The organism is Ktedonobacter sp. SOSP1-52 (genome assembly GCF_016587395.1).
Window position 1 is genome coordinate 3,000,010 of record NZ_BNJH01000001.1, and the last position, 18,998, is coordinate 3,019,007.

Genomic DNA, 18,998 nt, shown 5'->3' on the forward strand with positions numbered 1-18,998 from the left:
TGATATGGCAAAGGATGCATATGAAGCACCGGGCTATAAAACGGGAAAGGGATCTTGGTGACAGGATCAGCTTTTCCTGGGGCTGTAGGTCTGCGGCAAGCTTAATTGAAGCGTCCACATTTCTGAGCTCATTGATAGCTGCTGGCACTTGCAAATAGACTGGATTTGAACGAATCGAATTGAGTGGCTGAGAAATTGAGCTGAACCCTCGCAAAGGATCGAATAGCGACCCATTAAAGCTGTTAATTCCTATTTATGACTCGCTTATAGTAATTATGAACGCTTGCTTCTGGACGAGAAATGCTAGAAAAAAGCAGGTGCTTGCCATCCCCATTAAAAAGGCATATTTATTCAGCGAGAGGATATGCGAGTGAGAGAGGAACATACTTCGTCAAAGGGGCCTTTCCCGTCCCAGATGAGCGGTGACGGATCATTGCTCCCGGCAGTTGGGCAAGAGCAGCAGGTGATAGGAGAAGGCAATACGCTACCAGTGCTTTATGAAGATATTTGTCTGCACCAGCTTTTTGAGCAGCAGTCTGCCCTGTTTCCAGAGGCAATTGCACTGGCACAGGGCGATTTTCAACTGAGCTACGGAGAATTGAACCGGAAGGCTAATTATCTCGCTCGCCATTTGCTGGACAGGGGAATTGGCCCAGAGGTACGCGTGGGGATTTGTCTGGATCGGAGTCCAGAAATGATACTTGCTCTTCTTGCTGTTCTTAAAGCAGGTGGGGCATACGTGCCTTTGGATGCAGTCTTACCTCTCGCTCGCTTACAGTATCAGATACAGGATTCGCAAATCGCTTTACTGTTGACCCAGAAACAAATAGCTGCGGCATTGGGAGATGTATTTGACCAGCTTCTTTGCCTGGATCACTTTTGGGATCAACGGGGAGAGGATACAGAACAGAATTCCACCAGTCTGGTTTCCCCCGATAACCTGATCTATATTATCTATACATCAGGCTCTACCGGCCAACCCAAGGGGGTTATGTGTACACATTCCAGCCTTTCGAATCATTTTCGATGGTTACTGCAAACGTTTCCTCTTGCTCCCGACGACCGCGTTTTGCAACGAACCTCGATCAGTTTTGACGCGGCTGGACTCGAAATTTTCTGGCCACTATTGAGTGGAGCCTGTTTGGTACTCGCTCATCCAGACGCTCAGCGCGATAGCACTGCTCTTGTACAGACAATGATTGAGCAGCAGATTACCCAGGCTCAGTATGTTCCCTCTTTGTTGCGCGCTTTACTCGATGAACCTACTCTTGACGAATATACAAATTTGCGCCGTCTATTCTGTGGGGGGGAGGCGTTGCCTTTTTCTTTGCAGGAGCTTTTTTTCTCGCGCCTGGACGCGCTGTTGTGCAATCTGTATGGTCCGACCGAGGCCGCCATTGATGCGACTTTCTGGAAGTGTGGGGCGGTATCAGCGGATGTGCCTTCTGCGCAGATTGTCCCGATTGGTTCTCCTCTTGCCAATGTCCAGGCCTTTATCCTCGATTCCTCGATGTCTCCCGTCCTCGCCGGGGAAAGGGGAGAACTCTATATTGGAGGGCTTGCGCTGGCTCGCGGCTATCTAGGCCAGCCAGCCTTGACCGCTGAGCGCTTTGTGCCTGATCCTTTTTACTCTGCTAAAGAAAAGGGACGCAGACTCTATAAAACAGGTGATCAGGTGCGTTTGCGTCTGGATGGTGCGCTTGAATACATTGGACGGCTGGATAGCCAGGTCAAGATTCGCGGCTTCCGAGTCGAATTGGGCGAGATTGAGCAGGTATTGGCAGAACATCCGTCTATCCGTGAATCAGCGGTGGTCGCCCATGAAAATCATTCGGGAGCAAAGCAGCTTATAGCGTATGTTGTTCCTGCTCAAGTTCAGCAAATGGAGCAGGATTGGCTGGATAATATCAAGTTTCTTCTGCGGCAGTGTCTCCCTGAATACATGATACCAACACATTTGATGAAGTTAGAGGCCCTCCCTCTCCTGGTCAATGGGAAAGTGGACCGACAGGCACTACCACTACCCGAACAGCAACTCCGCTCCGAAGAAACGCTGGTCAGGCCACGAACCGTGCTTGAGCGTTCCCTGGCTCAGATTTGGGGCCAGATTCTACGGGTGCCCCAGATAAGCGTAGACGATGATTTTTTTTCTCTAGGGGGCGACTCCATCTCGGCCCTCTCGCTGGTGGGGCTGGCTCGTAAGGCTGGTTTAACGTTTAGTGTGAACCAATTGTTTCAACATCCTACCATCGCCCAACTTGCCAGGTTTATTGCATCTTCCCCTCAACCCGCAACAACTCCACAAAAAACCAGATTAAAGCCAGGTAGAGAGAAGAATATCTCAAAGGACTTTCCACTGCTCCATCTCTCTCAAGCTGCTCTGGATCGTCTTCTAGCTCAGGCCGCCTGTGCTCAATCAAATCCAGCGTTGCTTACGGAAGAGTTGGAGGATATCTATCCTCTATCGGGGATGCAGGCGGGGTTGCTCTTTCATAGCCAGGAAATGCCTGGAAGTGGAGTGTATATCTCCCATATTGGTCTCCATCTGGAAGGGCGGTTGTCTCTTCCAGCGTTTATTCAAGGCTGGTATCAGCTTGTGCGTACCACTCCTGTTTTGCGCACAAGCTTTATCGATGCAGATATCCAGGCTCAGGCAGTCTGGCGAAAGGCTTCTCTTCCCTTGACTGTGATTGATGCAACGCAGTTGACATCAGATGCTCAAGCCTCCTTACTGAACGCATATCGACAAATGGATGGTCAGAGCGGCTTCGCTCTTCATCAGCCTCCGCTGTTTCGCGTCACATTATTTCTTCTCTCTCCCCACTCCCAAACGGGTCAAAGCAATGAAGAAAATCTGACGACGCCCCTCGTGTCCGGAAATGGAGGTGACTCCATGCAGGTGGCTCTCGATAAAACAGGAAATTTTGTTCCGCAACAAGGATGTTTTTATCTACTGTGGAGTTTCCACCATGCTATTTTGGATGGTTGGAGCGCTTCCAACCTTTTACACGACCTTTTTCTCTCCTACGAAGCGTTGCTTCAGGGTCACAAGCCAGCGCTTCTCTCAAAGCGCCCTTATCGCGATTATATTGAGTGGCTACAGCGCCAGGATCAGTCCTCTGCTGAGCAGTTCTGGCGCAGGCATTTACGAGGTATGAATGCTCCTGCGAGGTTACCTCTGAAGCGACGAGCTATTGAGGGTGACGTCAGTCATCAACAACTGGAAAGTATCCTCTCACGCGAGTTTACTCGACGGTTGCATACGGTTGCCCGTGATTTACGAATTACGACCAACGTATTATTGCAAGCGAGTTGGGCTTATGTTCTCGGCCGCTATTGTGGATGCGCTGAAGTGCTTCTAGGTCTGGTTGTAGCTGGCAGAGATGCTGCTTTAGAAGAGAGTGAATCGCTGGTAGGACTCTGTATTAATGCGCTTCCTATGCGTATTGCTCTGCCTAGAAAAGCAAAACTCGCAGATTGGTTGCGTGCAATGCACGAGCAGCAGGTGCAAGTGCAGGATTACGGTTACTATCCCACCTGGGAAATTCAAAGGATAAGCGGATTGGAGCCAGGAGATTCCCTGTTCCAGAATATTTTTGTTTATGAAAACTACCCGTCTGCCCACGTTCTTGAGCAAGCTCAGAAATGCGGTTTGCAAGCCAGGATGGCTCCTACAGAATACCGGGCAAACTATCCGCTGGTGGCTATGGTATTGCCTGGTGAAGAGTTACACTTACTGCTCGTGTGGCAGGAGGCCTTGCTAGAATCCGATCTCGTGAATCGAATGCTGAGATACTGGCAGGTGGTTTTAGAGAGCATTGTCGCGCGACCCGAGCAATGCATTGCGGATCTTCCCTTATTGTTGAGAGAAGATGAAGAGTTTCTGGCGCGCTGGAACGCTACTGCTCGCTCCTACGACCAGAATGAGTGTTTATCCCGAGTGTTTGAGCAGCGGGTTGAGCGAGCGCCGGATGCAATCGCTCTGATTCAGGGTGCATGCCAGCTCAGCTATGCGGAGTTGAACCGCAGGGCCAACCGTTTAGCTCATTATTTACAGACTCAGGGTGTTGGTCCGGAGATCCGGGTAGGGGTTTGTATGGGGCGTTCTCTGGAGGCTGTCATCACTTTTCTCGCCGTTTTCAAAGCAGGGGGAGTATATGTCCCCATAGAGAGGGCGTTGCCTGCGAATCGTTTGCTCTATCAGATCCAGGATGCGAGAATCGCCCTGTTCCTGACACAAGGGCAGCAGAGTGAAACTGCTCGGGCTGTACAAGTGGCATGTTTGTGCCTGGATCATTTCTGGGAGCAGATGGGGCGCGAAGACGCGGTGGATAATCCAGAAAGCTGGATTCAGCCTGATAATCTGGCCTATATCACCTATACATCGGGTTCGACTGGCCAGCCCAAAGGAGTGATGAATGAGCATCGGGGCCTTGGCAATTATTTCCGCTGGATAGTGGATGCCTATCCTCTGGGGGGCGAGGATAGCTTGTTGCAAGTGGCATCTATGAGCTTTGATGCAATAATCTGGGAAATATGGTATGCACTTCTCTGCGGGAGTAAACTGGTTTTACCCCCTTCCAGCGCATTTCAGGATAGCGCGTCCATCGTAGCGTGTGTGCGTGAACAACAGATTACCTGCGCTCTCTTTGTGCCTTCCTTGCTGCGCGTTTTGCTGGATGAACCTGCTATCCAGCAGTGTACAAGTTTGCGCTGCGTATTTTGTACAGGAGAATTGCTTTCGCCTGTGCTTCAGGAGCGCTTTTTTTCCAGGTTACATGCCAAGTTACATAATCTCTACGGTCCAACGGAGGCAGCATTTAATGTAACAGCCTGGGATTGTTTGCCAGAGGCCAAAAGCGCGACGCGCTTTTCACAAACTGTTCCGCTTGGGTTCCCCCTTGCTAATGTCCAGCTCTTTTTGCTTGATTGGCAATTTCTTCCTGTACCTGTGGGCGCAATAGGTGAATTGTATATCGGAGGCATAGCTCCTGGCCAGGGATATGTTAACCGTCCTGATGCCACAGCCGAAAGCTTTGTCCCCAATCCTTTTAGCCTCTCTGCGGGGGCAGGCTTTTTAAAACAGGTGACCTGGCTCGCTTTCGTTCAGATGGAAGCCTTGAGTTTATTGAGCGGGTGGATTATCAGGTGAAGGTACGCGGAGTGCGTATTGAGTTGGGCGAAATCGAGCAAGTGTTACTAGAGCACCCGGCGGTGCGTGAAGCAGTAGTGGTGGTCTTTAAGCATTCCGAAATGATCGCAGCGATGCCGGGAGAAACCAATGAGGCCCGAAGCCGCATGGAATCACTAGCTGCCTATGTGGTGCATACCTCTTCCGAGGAAGCTGCACCGAGCTGGCCAGAGGAACTACACGTTTATCTGCAACAACGTTTACCTGAGTATATGATTCCCACCTTTATTACGGCTCTGGAAGCGCTGCCGCTGACTCATAGTGGCAAAGTAGACCGTAACGCTCTCCCTCGTCCAACGGCTCTCCTTGAAAACGCATTCCGTCGTTCTGGGGGACGGACTCCACAGCTCCCTGTAGAACAGCTGCTTGCTGGAATCTGGCAGGAGCTTTTACTTGTCCCTGTTCTTTCCGTAGACGCGGATTTTTTTGCTCTAGGAGGTCATTCTCTGGTTGCGATGCAGGTCGTGGCGCGCATTCGCCAGCAATTGAAAGTCGAATTGCCTATTCGGGCGCTGTTTGAAACTCCACTGCTGGCCGATCTGGCCCGACGCGTTGAGCAGGCTTTGCAAGGGGGAGCGGTTATACATGAACCACCCCTGCTCCCGCTATCCCGAACTCAGCCAGTGCCTTTATCTTTCGCCCAGCAGCGTCTCTGGTTTCTTGATCAGCTTGATAGCCAGCAGCCGACATATAACGCTCCTCTCGTATTGCGTTTGCAAGGGCATCTGGATCTCAACGCATTAAAGGCCAGCCTGGATCGTATGGAAGCGCGTCATGAGATTTTGCGTTTGCGAGTAGAGGAGTACGAGGGTCAGGAGGTTCAGGGGGCATTGCCAGCAGGGAGTGTATCTTTGCGGCTCATTGATCTTACAGGTTTACCCCTCCAGGCGTGCGAGGCAGAAGCCCAGCACATTACCCGGCAGGAAATACATGCGCCATTCGATTTACGCGAGGGACCTCTCTGGCGCACTGCTCTTTTGCATCTGGATACCCAGGAGTGGCTACTCCTGCTTACCATGCATCATATTGTGATTGACGGCTGGTCTACTGCAATCGTTTTGCAAGAGTTGGGCGACGGTTATACCGCATATAGCCGGGGCGAGAAACCGCCGGCACCCGCCCTGCCTGTTCAGTACGCTGACTATACCATCTGGCAGAGGTCCTGTTTACAGGGCGAGAAGCTCCAGGCTCAACTGGCGTACTGGCGCGAACAACTGGCTGGCCTGGAACCATTGGCTTTGCCCACAGACTATGTGCGCCCTGCTCGACCTGGCTATCATGGATCGCAGGAGAGCCTGCGTCTCTCACCCCAGTTCTCCGCGCACCTTCAGACATTGAGCCGCCAGGAAGGTGTGACGTTGTTTATGACGTTACTGACAGGCTGGCTGATTGTCTTGCTGCGCTATAGCGGGCAATCCGACCTGGCGGTGGGTACGCCAGTGGCTTCGCGTACACATGCTGAATTGGAGGGATTGATTGGTTTTTTCGTCAATACGCTGGTCTTGCGCTGCGCTATTCAGGACGACATGTGTGTCAAGGATATGCTCAGGCAAGTGCGAGAGATAACGTTGCAGGCATATAGCCACCAGGAATTACCCTTTGAGCAACTGGTTGAAGCGCTGCAACCAGAGCGCGATCTGAGCTACCATCCGCTTTTTCAGGTGATGTTTGATCTGGTGCGCGGACTCCCTGCTACGCTCGTCTGGGGAAACCTGGAAGTGAAACGCGAAGAGGCCTTGCTTGAGGTGGCAAAGTTTGATCTTTCTTTGACCGTGACCGATGAAGAGCATGGGCTACTGATAAATCTGGACTATAACACTGGCCTTTTCGGGCCAGATACAATCAGAAGAATGCTCAAGCACTTGCGGCAGGTCTTGAGTGCAATGGTTGCCCGGCCAGAGCAGCGCATTGCGGCGCTTCCTTTCTTAAGCGAGGAAGAGCGCAAGCGCATATTAGAAGAATGGAATGCTACGAAACGGTCCTATGCCGAGGATGTTCCTATCCATCAGCTGTTTGCTGAGCAGGTGGCGTTGTCACCTGATGCCATTGCGCTTGCCTGGGGGGAAATACAACTGACTTACGCGCTGTTGAACGAGAGAGCCAATCAACTGGCGCATTGTCTACGACGGCGTGGAATTGGCCCGGAGATACGAGTCGGTCTTTGTGTCGAGCGTTGTCCAGAGCTAATCATTGCTGTGCTGGCAATTCTCAAAGCAGGGGGATGCTATGTGCCGCTGGACACGGAATTACCTGCGCAACGGTTGCTCTATCAATTGCAGGATGCTCAAGTGGCGCTGGTGCTGACTCAGCGGAGTATGCACGAACTTTTCGCTCCTTCTTCAGTTCCGCTCATTTTTGTGGACAGCGCGTGGCCGAAACTTGTACAGGAGGAGCTCTCGACAGACCCTCCTAACCGGGTACTACCGGAAAATCTGTTCTGTCTCTTCTATACTTCTGGTTCTACGGGCCAGCCCAAAGGGGTGATGCTTACACAGCATGGTCTGACGAATCATTTCCATTGGCATGATCATGCTTTCCCCCTGGCTCCTGATGACAACGTATTACAACTTGCCAGTGTGAGTTTTGATACTTCACTCAACGATATTTTCCAATCGTTGTTGCGCGGCGCTCGTCTGACCCTGCTCAAACCAGGTGGCCAGCGCGATGGTACATACCTTCTGCAGATGATGGCTGAACAGGATATTACTTGTATTTCCCCAACGCCGCAGTTGTTACAGGTGCTATTAGAAGAGAAAATATTGCAGGAGTGCAAGAATATTAGAAAAGTGATCTGTGGAGGAGAGGCACTACTTGCAACGTTGCAGAAGCTTTTTTTCTCCAGTATGCAGGTAAATCTCTACAATACGTACGGGCCAACGGAGACATCAATCGAGATAACCTTCTGGCGATGTGTGCCAGATGAGAGTTGCCAGGTAGCTCCGCTTGGTTGCCCCATCGACAACACCCGGATTTATCTGCTGGACAGGTGGATGCAACCCGTTCCGATTGGTGTGGTAGGTGAACTTTATGCTGGGGGAGATGCCCTGGGTAGAGGGTACTTTCAGCGACCTGACCAGACAGCGGAGCGTTTTGTCCCTGATCCATTCAGCCAGATTGGTGGTGAACGACTCTATAGGACGGGTGATCTGGCTCGTTATCGAGCAGATGGAACGATTGAATTCCTTGGGCGTACTGATGACCAGGTAAAGGTGCGGGGGGTCCGTATCGAACCGGAAGAAATAATGCAGGCCTTGCGAGAGCATCCTCTGATACGTGAAGCCATAGTGGTGGCTCGCGAGGATCACAACGGAAGCCGGCATTTAGTCGCTTATATTGTCCCGTTTCATTCTCAGTCATTGACGCCGGGTTGGAGAGAAGCGGTGCTGACATATCTGCGCCAGCGCTTGCCAGAATATATGTTGCCTGCTCTTATCGTTGCTCTGGAGGCTTTGCCGCTAACCCGGAGTGGCAAAGTGGATCGGCAGGCGTTGCCCGATCCCGTTGAGCATGTGACATCCCTGCCGGGAATGCAGGCTTCCATGCGTCCGCTGGAGCAGTTGCTTGCGAATATCTGGCAGGATGTTTTGCATATTCCAACTGTTTCTACCGATCATAATTTTTTCGCGCTGGGAGGCCATTCGCTCGTGGCCATGCGCGTGATAGCCCGCATTCGTCAGCGCCTGGGGATCGAGTTACCAGTGCGCGCCCTCTTTGAGGCGCCCACGCTGAGGGATCTGGCTCGACGGGTGGAAGAAGTACTCGGCGGACATCCCATCACCGCGCGCCCTCCCCTACGGCCCGTTGGGCGAGATCGCTTGCTTCCCCTTTCGTATGCTCAGGAACGGCTCTGGTTTCTGGATCATCTCCAGGCAGGACAACCCACATACAATGTCCCCCTGGTGCTCAGATTACGTGGAGCCCTGAATCCTTCCTGGCTGGCAGCCAGTCTGCGAGCAGTGGAGGAGCGACAGGAGAATTTGCGGCTGCGCATTGAGGAGCAGGAGGGGCAGGGCTATCAGCGCTGGTTGCCGGCGGGAAGCCTGGTACTGCGGCAGGTGGATTTGCGAGGGTTGGAGCCAGAGCAACGCGAGGCAGAGCGGCAGCGTTTACTGCGGCAGGAAGCGCATCAGTCTTTTGATCTGTGCCGGGGACCACTCTGGCGGGCCTGCTTGCTGCAACTCACCGACGAGGAGTGGTCATGTATGCTGACGCTTCACCACATCATCATCGACGAGTGGTCTGATGCCATCTTGTTGCAAGAACTGGGAGAAACGTATCGTGCACTTGCTCAGGGACAACCAGGAGCACCCTGGAAACCATTACCAGTGCAGTACGCGGACTACGCGCTCTGGCAACGAGAGTGGTTGCAAGATGAGCAAGTGGAGCAGGAACTGGTGTACTGGCGCACCCACCTGGCAAATGTGCCACCATTGGCGTTACCTCTCGACTATCCTCGTCCTCACCGTGTAGGGACTCAAGGGGCGTGCGAATATCTGCGGGTTCCCGCTATGCTTACTGAGCAGGTCAAGCAATTGAGCCAACAAGAAGGGACAACGTTGTTCATGACGTTGCTGGCTGGCTGGCTGATCGTCTTGCAGCGCTATAGCGGTCAAACGGATGTGGCGGTGGGGACGCCGATTGCTCACCGGGACCAAGCGGAGTTAGAGGGAGTGATTGGCTTTTTCCTCAATACGCTGGTGCTGCGCTGCCAGGTCGAAGAGCGGATGAGTGTGCGAGAACTGCTGGGGCGCGTGCGGGAGGTGGCCTTGCAAGCCTATAGTCACCAGGAGGTGCCCTTTGAGCGAGTCGTCGAGGCCATTGCGCAGGAACGAGACCTGAGCCGCCATCCCCTCTTCCAGGTCATGTTTATCCTGCAGACGCGCGAGCAGACGCCAGAGATCTGGCATGATGTGATCGTTGAACAGGAAGAAATACTGCTAGAAACAGCGAAATTTGCATTAACACTGGCAGTACAGGAGAACGCAGAGGGCATCCGGGCAAGCCTGGAATTCAACACAGATTTGTTTGCGCCGAGGACGATCCGGCAAATGCTGAGGCATTGGCAGCACGCATTGCAGGCTATGACGGAGCTGCCAGAGCAGTGCATAGGAGTGTTGCCATTGTTAAGCAAGGAAGAACAGGAGCAGCAATTAGTTTGTTGGAACAGAGCGGGGCACCTGTCTTCCTTAAAACGGTGTGTGCATCAATTCTTTGAGCAACAGGTGGAACAAACCCCAGAAGCGATCGCGCTGGTCCAGGGAGAGCATGAGTTAAGCTATGAAGAACTGAATCAGCGTGCTAATCGCCTGGCGCATTATCTGAGTATACAGGGGGTTGGCCCGGAGGTTCGCGTGGGGATTTGCCTGGAACGTTCACTGGAGATGGTTATCAGTGTACTGGGGATTCTCAAAGCTGGAGGGGCGTTTGTCCTTTTCGATCCTACATATCCGCGAGAGCGCCTGGCGTATATGTTCGCCGACGCGCAGCCGTACATCGTGCTTACGCAAAAACCCTTTCTATCACGCCTCCCAGAACAACGTAGTTCTCAGGTGATTTGTCTGGATCAGCTAGAGGGCAATTTGAACCAGCAACCATCATATAATCCTCCTTGTAAGAGCGATCTGCTGAATCTCTTCTGCGTGATTTATACGTCAGGTTCGACAGGCCAGCCCAAAGGTATTGCCCAATGCCATAAAACACTGAGCAACCTGCTCGTCTGGCAGGTTGCATGTTTTGCTCAATCAGTTCGAGCACGCACACTCCAATATGCTTCCCCCAGCTTTGACGTGTGTTATCAGGAGATGTTTTCTACCTGGGCTACCGGGAGCACCCTCCTCCTGGTTGGGGATGATCTCCGGCGTAACCCGGAAGCCCTGCTGCATTTTCTGGACGAGCTATGTGTGGAGCGTCTTTTCTTGCCCGTTGTCGCGCTGCAACAGTTGGCGGAATGCGCACTCGGTCTGAAGCGCGACTTGCCATCTGTGCGAGAAATCATTACCGCTGGTGAGCAACTCCATCTCAACCAGGATGTCAGACAGTTTCTTGCGTTGCAGAAGGCGAGCGGCGACTGTATTTTGCACAACCAGTACGGGCCAGCCGAGTGCCATGTGGTGACGGAATATCTGATGGTAGATGTCCAGCATGAACATGCTGATTTACCACCTATTGGGCATCCGATTGCCAATACGCAAGTGTATCTGCTAGACAGAGAGATGCAGCTTGCGCCAGTAGGGGTAACGGGCGAACTTTACATAGGAGGAGTGAGTCTGGCTCGTGGATATCTAAATAAACCAGAAATGACTGCCGAGCGCTTTGTACCAGATCCGTTTGCATCTTCATATGAAAAGCGTTTGTATCGTACAGGAGATCTAGCCCGCTATTTGCCAGATGGCTCAATTGAGTTTCTTGGCCGGGTTGATGAGCAGGTAAAGGTGCGAGGATATCGTATTGAGGTGGGAGAGATCGAGGCGGCGTTGGAACAGCATTCAGCAGTGCAAGCATGTGCGGTAACGGCGCGCGAGGATGAAGCGGCAGGCCGGTATCTGGTCGCGTATGTGGTGCCCCGCGCTTCGCAAGAATTATCCTTTAGGCAGGTACGGGATTATTTGAGCACAAAGCTCCCCGAGTACATGATACCCTCCTGGTTTGTCCAGATAGAGGCTTTGCCACTTACACCGAATCGTAAAGTGGACCGGCGCGCATTACCAGTGCCAGAACTGACTCCCGGCGATGAGGCCGGTTCCGACTACCACGGACCAGTAGAAGAGATCCTGGCCGGAATCTGGTCAGAAGTATTGGGGGGGGAACGTGCAGCGCCCGGCGCCAATTTTTTCGCGCTGGGAGGCCATTCGCTTGCGGCCATGCGCGTGATAGCCCGCATTCGTCAGCGCCTGGGGATCGAGTTACCAGTGCGCGCCCTCTTTGAGGCGCCCACGCTGAGGGATCTGGCTCGACGGGTGGAAGAAGTACTCGGCGGACATCCCATCACCGCGCGCCCTCCCCTACGGCCCGTTGGGCGAGATCGCTTGCTTCCCCTTTCGTATGCTCAGGAACGGCTCTGGTTTCTGGATCATCTCCAGGCAGGACAACCCACATACAATGTCCCCCTGGTGCTCAGATTACGTGGAGCCCTGAATCCTTCCTGGCTGGCAGCCAGTCTGCGAGCAGTGGAGGAGCGACAGGAGAATCTGCGGCTGCGCATTGAGGAGCAGGAGGGGCAGGGCTATCAGCGCTGGTTGCCGGCGGGAAGCCTGGTGCTGCGGCAGGTGGATTTGCGAGGGTTGGAGCCAGAGCAACGCGAGGCAGAGCGGCAGCGTTTACTGCGGCAGGAAGCGCATCAGTCTTTTGATCTGTGCCGGGGACCACTCTGGCGGGCCTGCTTGCTGCAACTCACCGACGAGGAGTGGCTGTGTGGATTGACCTTCCACCATCTCCTCATCGACGAGTGGTCGGTCCCCATCTTGTTGCAAGAACTGGGAGAAGCGTATCGCGCACTTGCTCAGGGACAACCAGGAGCACCCTGGAAACCATTACCAGTGCAGTACGCGGACTACGCGCTCTGGCAACGAGAGTGGTTGCAAGATGAGCAAGTGGAGCAGGAACTGGTGTACTGGCGCGCTCATCTGGCAAATCTCTCGCCCCTGGCTTTGCCCATCGATTATCCGCGTCCTCTCCATGTAGGTACACAGGGTGCGAGCGAATATGTGAGGATCTCATCCGAACTGACCAGGCAGATCAGGCAGTTGAGCCAGGGGGAAGGGATCACGTTGTTCATGACGTTGCTGGCTGGCTGGCTGATCGTCTTGCAGCGCTATAGCGGTCAAACGGATGTGGCGGTGGGGACGCCGATTGCTCACCGGGACCAAGCGGAGTTAGAGGGAGTGATTGGCTTTTTCCTCAATACGCTGGTGCTGCGCTGCCAGGTCGAAGAGCGGATGAGTGTGCGAGAACTGCTGGGGCGCGTGCGGGAGGTGGCCTTGCAAGCCTATAGTCACCAGGAGGTGCCCTTTGAGCGAGTCGTCGAGGCCATTGTGCAGGAACGAGACCTGAGCCGCCATCCCCTCTTCCAGGTCATGTTTGTCCTGCTGGCACGCGAGCGGGATATAGAAACGTGGGATACGCTTCGTGTACAACATGAAGAAAGTGAAGCGGATGTTGCGCGGTTTGAATTGACGCTGGCTGTGAGAGAAGACGCCGAGGGATTGCTGGCGGAATTGGAATATAACACGGATCTTTTTAAACCGGCGACGATCCAGCAGATAGCGAAGCACTGGTGTGCCACCCTGAAAGAAATGGTCGCGTGCCCGGAGCGCACTCTCAGATCTTTATCGCTCCTGGATGAAGAAGAGCAGGATCGACAGCTCGTTCTCTGGAACGCCACAGAACGAGTCTATCCTCAGGAATGGTGTGTGCACCAATTCTTTGAGCGACGAGTAGAGCAAATCCCCGATGCTATCGCGGTAGTAGTAGGAGAGCATCAATTAAGCTATCACGAACTAAACCAGCGCGCTAACCGTCTCGCGCACGCGCTGCAAGCGCGAGGAGTTGGCCCTGAATGTCTGGTGGGTATTTGTATCGAACGTGGTTTGGAGATGGTGCTGGCCATCCTCGCAGTTTTGAAAACTGGAGGCGCATATGTGCCGATGGATGGAGAATTACCCCAACAGCGCCTACTCTACCTGGCAAAGGACGCGCAGCTCTCGTTGCTGCTCACGCAAGAACACAGGGCTGAGATGCTGCGTGCTGCGGAAACTCCGCTCCTGTGCCTGGAACGCGTCTGGCAGCAGGAAGAGCTTGCAGATTGCAATCTCTCAAGCCAGGTTGGTCCTGATAATTTGATATATGTGATCTACACATCAGGCTCAACAGGGCTGCCGAAGGGGGTGATGAACACTCATCGCGGCCTCTGGAATCAGTTCTGCTGGATGCTTGACGCCTATACCCTATGTGCAGAAGATAGCATCCTGCAAGTAGCGTCAGTGAGTTTTGATGCCTCGGTCTGGGAAATATTCTGCCCATTGCTCTGTGGAGGGCGACTCGTTCTCCTACTTCCAGGTGCCCAGCGGGATAGCGTAGCATTGTTGCGGACGATGGTAGAACAGCAGATCACCAGTATTCTCTGGGTTCCCTCGTTATTGCAAACACTCCTGGAAGAACCCGCGATGAAGGAATGCACCAGTTTGCGTCGAATATTCTGCGGAGGAGAGGCTTTGCCCTCTTCCCTCCAGAATGCTTGCCTGGATTGCTTGAATGCGGCTCTCTATAATCTCTATGGACCAACGGAAGCATCTATTGTCGCGACCGCCTGGGAATGCCAGCGACAGACTGGCCTGGCGCAATGTGTCGGGCTGGTTGTTCCGCTTGGGTTTCCCATTGCCAATGTCCAGGTCTACCTCCTCGACCGCTCACTGGCTCCTGTTCCTGTCGGGGTAACAGGGGAAATGTACCTCGGTGGTGTAGGGCTGGCTCGTGGCTATTTGTCCAGGCCAGATTTGACAGCGGAGCGTTTTATTCCCAATCCGTTTTGCCGAACTGGTGGCGAGCAGATGTATAAAACAGGAGATTTGGCCCGCTATCGGCCCGATGGCACCATTGAATTTGTCGAGCGTAGCGATTACCAGGTCAAAGTGCGCGGGTTCCGCATTGAACTGGGAGAAATTGAGCAGGCGCTGTTAGCGCATCCAACAGTACGTGAGGCTGCGGTGATTGCGCGCCAGGATCAGAGCGGTATCCAGCGACTGATAGCCTATGTCGTGCCAGCCCGGTCTCCAGACCAGGCGTTCGAGGGGATAGAACACCTGCGCACCCATCTGCGGCAATATTTACCTGGATATATGGTGCCGTCGTCTATGATTACTCTAGAGGCTTTGCCATTAACACACAGCGGGAAAGTGGATCGGCAAAAGCTCCAGGAGAGCAGCGCTAGCGAGGAGGATGGCCTCACCGAAGAATTACAATTGCCACGAAACGAGGTGGAAGAACGGCTTGTGTACATCTGGCAAGAACTGCTGGAGAGAAAGAGAATCAGCATCACTGACACCTTTTTCCAACAGGGCGGGCACTCGCTTTCTGCCCTGCGCCTCTTGGCGCGGATTCACAAAGAGTTTGCCCGACGTATTCCAGTTGCGCAGTTCTTTCAGAATCCAACGATACATGGGCTGGCTCAACTTTTGTCCGCCTATACGGAGGGAAGGTCATGTATACAGCCGCTTCCGTCCGCGCTTGTCCCATTGCAACCACATGGGACGCATGCCCCCTTCTACTGTGTCCATCCAGGAGCAGGTACCGTCTTCTGCTATCTGAGCCTTGCTCAACGGCTAGGAACGGATTATCCCGTCTATGGTCTCCAGTTCCCGGAGGCAGGCGAAAGGCCAGCTCAGGTGACAGTTACGCAACTGGCAACGAACTATGTTACCGCTATACGGACGCTGCAACCGGAGGGCCCTTATTATCTGGGAGGGTGGTCTTCGGGAGGTCTCGTTGCTTTTGAAATGGCCTGCCAGTTGCGCTCTCAGGGACAAGAGGTCGCCCTGCTTTGTATGCTTGATACGCGCGTTCCTACCTATTTTAAAAATGAGAGAGGTACGCGCCCGTATACGCTTGAAGAGTATATGGAAGAGAGAGGAGTGGAGAAAGCGAAAATACGTTGCATGACGGAAGAGGAAAAATTGCAGTGCATGTATGAGATGCACCAGCGTGATGGCCTCTTGCCCAATGGTCTTGATCTAACATATGTGCGCTCTTTTCTCGCCAATCTGATGGAGATTCTCATTGCGGTAGCAAATTATGAAGTCCCGCAATTTGATGGACATCTTACGCTCTTGCGGATCACTCCCGAAGCAGAACGCACGGAAGATCCAACGCTGAAAGAGGAAAGGGGAACCAGAGAAGATCTGACCTATGGATGGCAAGCAAAGACGACCGGCACAATCGATGTCCAGGTATTGCCTGGTTCTCACGAGCGATTCATTTACGAGCCTTACGTGGAACACGTGGCAGCGGCGCTGCGCACCATTTTTGCGCGTATTGACCAATCAGAGGAGCTCAATAAGAGCAATGAAGCATAAAAGAAGGATACGCTCATGCCTGAAGAGACGAATGAGGACGCCACACGATATAACGTGGTAATCAATGACGAGGAACAGTATTCAATCTGGCCGACCGAGCGAGTGATTCCGCTCGGCTGGAGGAAAGTTGGAAAAAGCGGGCCAAAGGCCGAGTGTCTGGGCTATATCAACGAAGTATGGACAGACATGCGCCCTTTAAGCCTGCGGAAGCGTATGGAAAATGCTCAGCAATAGTGAGGAATATCTGCCTTGTATACACGCTTAACCCTGCTTCTGAAACGAGACGCTGTTCGAAGGCAGAATAGGAGGAAAGATGGAAGCTATCCGTTATTGTAAAGCCTATTATCTGCGAGACATAAGAAAGTTCAATCATTGGGCTGATCTCTGTGAGCAGATGGGTGAAAATCTACAGGATGATGACATTGTGTACGTTCGGGATGATTTTCGTCTGGTCAGGAATCCAACACTTCCTGATGCAGATCATCTTCTCCGTTCAGTGACCCCAGAATGGCAGCAGTTTTGCCAGCAGGTTTTACAGTTCTCTGTACCTAAAGAATCACTGACAATCGCTGAAGGGAATGCTGTGACAGAGCGTGATGCGCTTCATCAGGGAAACGGGTGAGCGTGGTTTTCGTGAGTATGTCAGGTGTCTGACCAAATTAAGCAGAGAAGGGAGTGAACTCATGAATGCCCTGGTACAAAAGCTCTCAGAAAGAGAACATCCCCTCACCCTGGGAGGGCCCAGCCCATCACTTGAGGCGTTTCAACAACGCCTGGAGAATCCGGGTTATGTCTTTATTAAATTTACTGACACGCAAGGCGGAACTGATCTAGGGGTAAGGATAGATAAAGACGCCACAGATATAACCAGAGCGAATTTTGCTGAAGGCACAGGTATTGTCCATGTGGAGGGTACCTTAATTTTAAACTATGTCAGGGTACGTTGCTACGCAGAGATTGATCTCCAGACGCTCAACGGAACGGGACGCCTGGCAATACTGGAGGAAATTCATTCTTCCTTTGAGGAAGCAATCCAAGATCGCGTTTGAGTTGTCTCGCTTGCTGTTATTTCTGAAAGGAACGTTGAGATGGCTATTGTATTGGATGGGGTTTCATTAACAGTCAAGGACGTTGTAGATATCTCGGAGGGGGAGATAAAGTGCGAGATCGCTCGTGCAGCACTGAACAAGGTCGCTGGGAATCGCGCAGATTTTGAAAAGCTGGTTGCTCAGAATATACCGATCTATGGTGTAACAACGGGCTACGGCGAAATGGTCTACATGTTTGTCGAAACCGACAATGAGGTAGCCCTGCAAACAAATCTGGTTCGTAGTATTTGTACCGGCGTTGGTCCGTCTTTTCGCGAAGAGGAGTCCAGAGCAATGCTGGCCGCACGCATCAATGCCCTGGTGCGTGGGTACTCCGCTGTCCGGCCAGAGTTGCTGGAAAGAATGCTCTTTTATCTCAATGAAGGAATTATCCCTGCTATCCCAGAAATAGGCTCTCTGGGTGCCAGTGGTGACCTCGCACCGCTTTCCCACATAGCGATCACACTTATAGGCGAAGGATATGTTTTCTGGCGCGGACAAAAAATGCCGACGTGCGAGGTACTTAGAGCGTATAAAATTGAGCCATTACAGCTTAAATTCAAAGAGGGCCTGGCACTTATTAACGGTACTTCTGCGATGACCGGTTTGGGAGCGCTGGTGGTTGAAAAAGGATACGAGCAGATCAGGCAGGCCGAGATCGTGGCTGCTCTTGTACTGGAAGTACTTCAGGCATCAAGCAGTCCCTTTCTCGCAGAAGGGCATGAAATAGCGCGACCTCATCAGGGGCAAATAGATTGCGCACGCAACATCCGCTTACTTACGCAGGAGAGCCAGTTGCTTAAACAGCATCGAGAGCTTCGCGACGCCATGCTTCAGCATAAATCACAGGATGAGACGGTACATCGGACGGATGTATACCTGCAGCAAGCCTATTCATTGCGCTGTATTCCTCAAATTATAGGAGGCGTGCGTGATACTCTGACCCATGCTTCCACAATCCTGACAACCGAATTAAATTCTTCCAATGATAACCCGCTCTTTTTTGCGGATCGGGAGGTGTTTCACGGCGGGAACTTTCATGGTCAGCCGGTGGCTTTTGTGCTGGATTTCGCAGCTATCGCCCTAACCGAGCTTGGAGTTCTTTCAGAACGACGGACCAACCGCTTATTGAATCGCTTCTTAAATAATGGTTTACCAGAATTTCTGGTTCAGGGAAAACCGGGCCTGGAAAATGGTTTAATGGGTACGCAATTTACAGCCACGGCTCTCGTGGCAGAGAACCGTACGATTGGACCAGCCAGCACGCAAAGCGTTCCTTCCAATGGAGACAATCAGGATGTGGTAAGTATGGGACTGATTTCGGGACGGAATGCGCGCCGCGTCCTGGCGAATAATCAGTATATCCTGGCAGTGGAATACCTGGCTGCTGCTCAGGCAGTCGATATCCTTCACTGCCAATCTGCACTTAGCAAGGCTGGCCAGGCTACCTACCGTAAGGTGCGCGAACTGGTCAAAATCGTCGATGGCGATCGCTTTATGAGCGAGGACCTGGAAGTACTGGCAGCAGCTCTGGCCAGAGGCGAGTTTGCGCGGGTGGTCTCGGAGGAAGGTATTACGCTTGTCTGACTGACAACAGGGCGAGCAAAAACGGGCGCTACCTGGTCCCTTGGCGTCTGTTCTGCTCGCCCTGTT

At 52.8% G+C, this 18,998-nt stretch carries 6 protein-coding genes; all 6 read left to right on the top strand.

Translation table 11 applies throughout. The features are described from left to right. Positions 1 to 370 precede the first annotated feature (370 nt). The 6 genes from JMJ16_RS14420 (at position 371) to cmdF (ending at position 18,932) form a co-directional block, all read left to right on the top strand. Positions 371 to 5,152 (top strand): non-ribosomal peptide synthetase, encoded by a 4,782-nt coding sequence (locus JMJ16_RS14420; protein ID WP_201382259.1) that lies wholly within the window; start codon positions 371 to 373, stop codon positions 5,150 to 5,152. Continuing rightward, on the top strand, positions 5,128 to 16,257 hold the full coding sequence (locus JMJ16_RS14425) for a non-ribosomal peptide synthetase (protein ID WP_236601575.1): 11,130 nt from the start codon (positions 5,128 to 5,130) through the stop codon (positions 16,255 to 16,257). Before JMJ16_RS14420 ends, JMJ16_RS14425 begins: the two co-directional genes overlap by 25 nt. A 15-nt stretch (positions 16,258 to 16,272) precedes the next feature. Beyond that, entirely contained in the window at positions 16,273 to 16,491 is a 219-nt protein-coding gene (locus JMJ16_RS14430) for an MbtH family NRPS accessory protein (protein WP_201382268.1), read from the top strand. Positions 16,492 to 16,570: 79 nt separating this feature from the next. Beyond that, positions 16,571 to 16,879: a hypothetical protein gene (locus tag JMJ16_RS14435; protein ID WP_201382270.1), complete on the top strand. Its 309-nt coding sequence runs from the start codon at positions 16,571 to 16,573 to the stop codon at positions 16,877 to 16,879. Between the two features lie 61 nt (positions 16,880 to 16,940). Continuing rightward, positions 16,941 to 17,306, top strand: coding sequence for a hypothetical protein (locus JMJ16_RS14440; RefSeq protein WP_201382272.1), 366 nt, complete (start codon positions 16,941 to 16,943; stop codon positions 17,304 to 17,306). 39 nt (positions 17,307 to 17,345) lie between these two features. Beyond that, positions 17,346 to 18,932, top strand: a complete 1,587-nt coding sequence (cmdF, locus tag JMJ16_RS14445; protein WP_201382274.1) for a tyrosine 2,3-aminomutase — start codon at positions 17,346 to 17,348, stop codon at positions 18,930 to 18,932. The last annotated feature ends 66 nt before the right edge of the window (positions 18,933 to 18,998 follow it).

Bases quoted from the DNA above. Each gene is read 5' to 3' on its own strand.
- JMJ16_RS14430 (WP_201382268.1), top strand. From the start codon at position 16,273: ATGCCTGAAGAGACGAATGAGGACGCCACACGATATAACGTGGTAATC.
- JMJ16_RS14435 (WP_201382270.1), top strand. From the start codon at position 16,571: ATGGAAGCTATCCGTTATTGTAAAGCCTATTATCTGCGAGACATAAGA.
- JMJ16_RS14440 (WP_201382272.1), top strand. From the start codon at position 16,941: ATGAATGCCCTGGTACAAAAGCTCTCAGAAAGAGAACATCCCCTCACC.
- cmdF (WP_201382274.1), top strand. From the start codon at position 17,346: ATGGCTATTGTATTGGATGGGGTTTCATTAACAGTCAAGGACGTTGTA.